The sequence below is a fragment of the Clostridium sp. genome (genome assembly GCF_017888565.1).
In the GTDB taxonomy this organism is placed as follows: domain Bacteria; phylum Bacillota; class Clostridia; order Clostridiales; family Clostridiaceae; genus Clostridium.
On the sequence record NZ_JAGHFX010000031.1, the window covers coordinates 1 to 3938 of the forward strand.

2 protein-coding genes and 2 tRNA genes are annotated in these 3938 nt (G+C 26.9%); 1 reads left to right on the forward strand and 3 read right to left on the reverse strand.

Translation table 11 applies throughout. From position 1 onward, the window contains the following. Positions 1-545 precede the first annotated feature (545 nt). Positions 546-622, forward strand: a tRNA-Arg gene (locus J7M87_RS05730). Between the two features lie 215 nt (positions 623-837). Here J7M87_RS05730 and pulA read toward each other — a convergent pair. From pulA to J7M87_RS05745, 3 genes are all read right to left on the reverse strand, one after another. Continuing rightward, positions 838-2835, reverse strand: coding sequence for a type I pullulanase (pulA, locus tag J7M87_RS05735; RefSeq protein ID WP_291649551.1), 1998 nt, complete (start codon positions 2833-2835; stop codon positions 838-840). A gap of 198 nt (positions 2836-3033) precedes the next feature. Continuing rightward, positions 3034-3642, reverse strand: a complete 609-nt coding sequence (locus J7M87_RS05740) for a copper homeostasis protein CutC (protein WP_291649552.1) — start codon at positions 3640-3642, stop codon at positions 3034-3036. A gap of 169 nt (positions 3643-3811) precedes the next feature. Continuing rightward, a tRNA-Gly gene (locus J7M87_RS05745) sits at positions 3812-3885 on the reverse strand. Positions 3886-3938 lie beyond the last annotated feature (53 nt).

A 3938-nucleotide genomic window follows, 5' to 3' on the forward strand; every position in this document is an offset into this window, starting at 1 on the left:
AGGATCAAACTCTCAATAAAAAGTTTAATCTCTTTGCTCAAATTACTTTGAGTCTTAATGTTAAGACGTCTAAAAGAATTGCTGGTTTGTTTACTTAACTTATTTTCTGTTCAATTTTCAAAGATCTTGTCGCTCAAGCGACTTCTACATATTAACATCCTTAGGAGTTATTGTCAACATTTTTTTGTTGTTATCAATACTTTCTTTCCTCGAAGGACATTGACTATTGTATCATAGCTTTAATTACACAAATATAAATATATGCTATATATTTAAAATTATTCATTATTTCCTTATTTTTTTTAATTTTTTCTTTAATTTATATATATTGATACTCCAGGATAAGTTTAAGAATATATTCAGCATATTATAATACATATTAGTATTTTAATTCCAATAACTCTATTCTTTCTATAATATATATTATGTATTCGTAAATATTATTTTATTATAGAATTTCATTATATTTAAATTTCAAAGCAATTAAACTATAGAAATTTTTAAATATTAGTATTATAATATACTAGCAAAATAAATTTATTTATGCATCTATAGCTCAGTTGGATAGAGCGTTGGACTTCGAATCCAAGCGTCGGGGGTTCGAGCCCCTCTAGGTGCACCAATATATTTTGCAAAGCAAAATAATGAAAAAGTAAAAGAGTTAATTCAAAAATCCTTAAATGATTTTTGAATAAAATATTCTTTCTACAATTATTATTTAAGTTTTGCTCGGTAAAATCCCCTTAACTTTTCACTCTTTCACTATTAATTTTTACTACTAACCCACTAGGCTACCTGACCTATGAAACATCTCCAATTATCATACTCTTTCACAACTTATAAATATTTCATTATCATTGTAGAAAGAGGTTCAACATTAACTATATTTCCTTCTATATTATAAAGCCCATCCTCATTAATATTATTTTTATCTACTATTACTCTAAATTTATTATGATTCAAATTAACTTCTACTGAATATTTATTAGCATTAAATATAACTACTGTTTTCCCAATATAGTCTCCTACTTTATTTCCATCAGCTATATAACCAACTACACTTTTATCACTAAAATTTTCTCCCATTTTTAAAAACGTAATATTATCATTAATCTCTTTTGCTGACTTCATTTTAAATACTCTATGATTTTTTCTTAATTCAATTAATTTTTTATAATACTCAAATATATCTATATACTTTTCTTTTCTATTCCAATAAAATTTATTAACAACATCTGATGATTTATAACTATTTTCTATCAAATATCCATTAGTCTCTGCTTTGGTTCTTAATATTTCATCTCCTGAATGTATAAACGGAATTCCTTGAGATGTTAATACTATTGCCGATGCCATTTTATTCATATCAATTCTTTCATTTTCTGTTGATAAAGGCTTAACTAAAGATAATTTATCCCATAAAGTATAATTATCATGAGCTGATATATATGTTATAGTTTGATACGGCTCATTAGCCCAATAATCCTTTGAATAAATTACTCTATCATATTTTATGTCTTTATGTTTTATCGAAGCAACTATACCAAATTTTAAGCTTTCTTCAAAATCTATTCCGCCATTTATAAATCCACCCTTCTCTTTTTCAAAAACATTACCTTTTATTGCATCTCTTATATCATCACTAAAAGCTCCTATTTGTAAATCACCAAATTTTCTTATATTTTTCTTTAGAGTTAGCCTTTCATCATATAATGGTGAGTCACTAGCCTTCCATCCTTCCCCATACATCAATATATCCTTATCTATTTTATTAAGCTCTTCCCTAATTACCTTTACTGTATCTATATCATGAAGTCCCATTAAATCAAACCTAAATCCATCTACTTTATATTCATTTACCCAGTATTTTAATGAATCCACAATGAATTTTCTTACCATAATTCTTTCTGATGCAATCTCATTACCACATCCTGATCCATTTGAAAAACTACCATCTCTATTTTGACGATAATAGTATTTAGGAACTATATAATTAAAATTAGAGTTTTCTGTATCTGCTGTATGATTATAAACTACATCCATAACTACTTTAAATCCAGATTCATGTAATTTCATTATTAGCTTTTTAAATTCTTTTATCCTAACCTCTCCTAAATAAGGATTGGTTGAATAAGATCCTTCGGGTACATTATAATTTAATGGGTCATATCCCCAATTATATTCATTTTCATTAAATATTCTTTCATCTACTGTTTTATAATCAAAGCTAGGCATAATTTGAATTACATTTACTCCTAGTTCTTTTAAATGGCTTAATCCTGTTTTAATTCCAGTTTTTTTTATTACAGAATGATCTTGACAAAGTCCTTCAAACTTTCCCTTTAAGCCATTATCTATCCCTGAATTGTTATCTATAGTAAAATCTCTAACATGTATCTCATAAATTATTGCATCTAATGAAGTTTCTAAAATTGGCCTTTTATGATTTTTCCATCCATAAGGATTTGTTTTGTTTAAGTCTATAACCATTCCTCTTTTTCCATTTACACTTACAGCTTTTGTATATGGATCTACAACCTCTCTTTCTTTTCCATCTACATTCACTACATAGTTATAATATTCTCCATCTAGATCTCCAATAATTTCAATCTCCCAAATCCCCTTATTTTTATATATCATATCAATAGTTCTATTTGCTTGTGATTCGTAATCATATCCATCTTTTCCATACAAATTTATTTTTACGCTGTCTGCTAAAGGCGCCCATAATATAAATTTTGTTTTTGTATATGAATATATAGCTCCAAGTTCACCATCATATCTATATAAGTCTTCAAATTCTTTAGAATCATAATTTTTATAGTTAAAATACATCTTATCGCCTCCTTATTAAGCAATTATATTACAACGTAACATGATTTTTTATTTTTACAAGTATCTTTGTATTTAAATACAAACTTAATATTGATTTCTTATGAATTTATCTTATATTGTATAATTTAAATTTTAAATCCTTATATAAAAATAAACCTTACATCATATTTACATGATATAAGGCTTATTTTATAATTACTATACGATTTTTGTTCCATGAATTTCTTTAGCTTTAGTTTTTTCTATTACCAAGTCTCTATTATCCTTAGTAATTCCAGCTCCTGGAATTATAATTATTCTATCATTAGCATACTCAATCAGTTCTTTTAAAGTATCCAAATTATTTAATGCAGATATATCTCCACCTTTAGTTAATATTCTATCAACACCTAATTCAACTAATTCATCAATTGCTAATTTTTTATCTACTATTTCATCAAAAGCCATATGGAAAGTTATGTTTAAATCTCCACTAATTTCTTTTACATGCTTTATAAAGTCTTTATCCACTTCTCTATTTTCTGTTAATGCACCTATTACAATAGCATTTGCTCCTAAACTCTTACAAATTTCTATATCAAGGCACATTACTTCTTTTTCTATGCTATTATATATAAAATTACCACCTCTTGGTCTAATTATCACATTTATAGGTAAATTTATATTTTCTATTGCTTTTTTTATATTTCCATAGCTAGGTGTTGTTCCACCTTCCATTAAATTATCGCATAACTCTATTCTATTTGCTCCATTTACTTCAGCTCTCACCGCATCTTCATAGCAGCCTGTACACGATTCAAATATCATAATATCCTCCCTCACTATTACATAATAATCAATTAAAAATTTATCCACAAGATATTTAAATTTATACACATATTTAATCATACTTTGTAATACGTTTGTGGATTTTACATATTACTATATTTTAATTAAGAAAAAAATAAAGACAACTTAAATTAGTTGTCTTTTCTTTTGGAGCGGGTGATGAGAATCGAACTCACGTAACTTGCTTGGAAGGCAAGGGCTCTACCATTGAGCTACACCCGCATATTATGGAGCGAAAGACGGGACTCGAACCCGCAACATTCACCTTGGCAAGG

Bases quoted from the DNA above. Each gene is read 5' to 3' on its own strand.
- pulA (WP_291649551.1), bottom strand. From the start codon at position 2,835: ATGTATTTTAACTATAAAAATTATGATTCTAAAGAATTTGAAGACTTA.
- J7M87_RS05740 (WP_291649552.1), bottom strand. From the start codon at position 3,642: ATGATATTTGAATCGTGTACAGGCTGCTATGAAGATGCGGTGAGAGCT.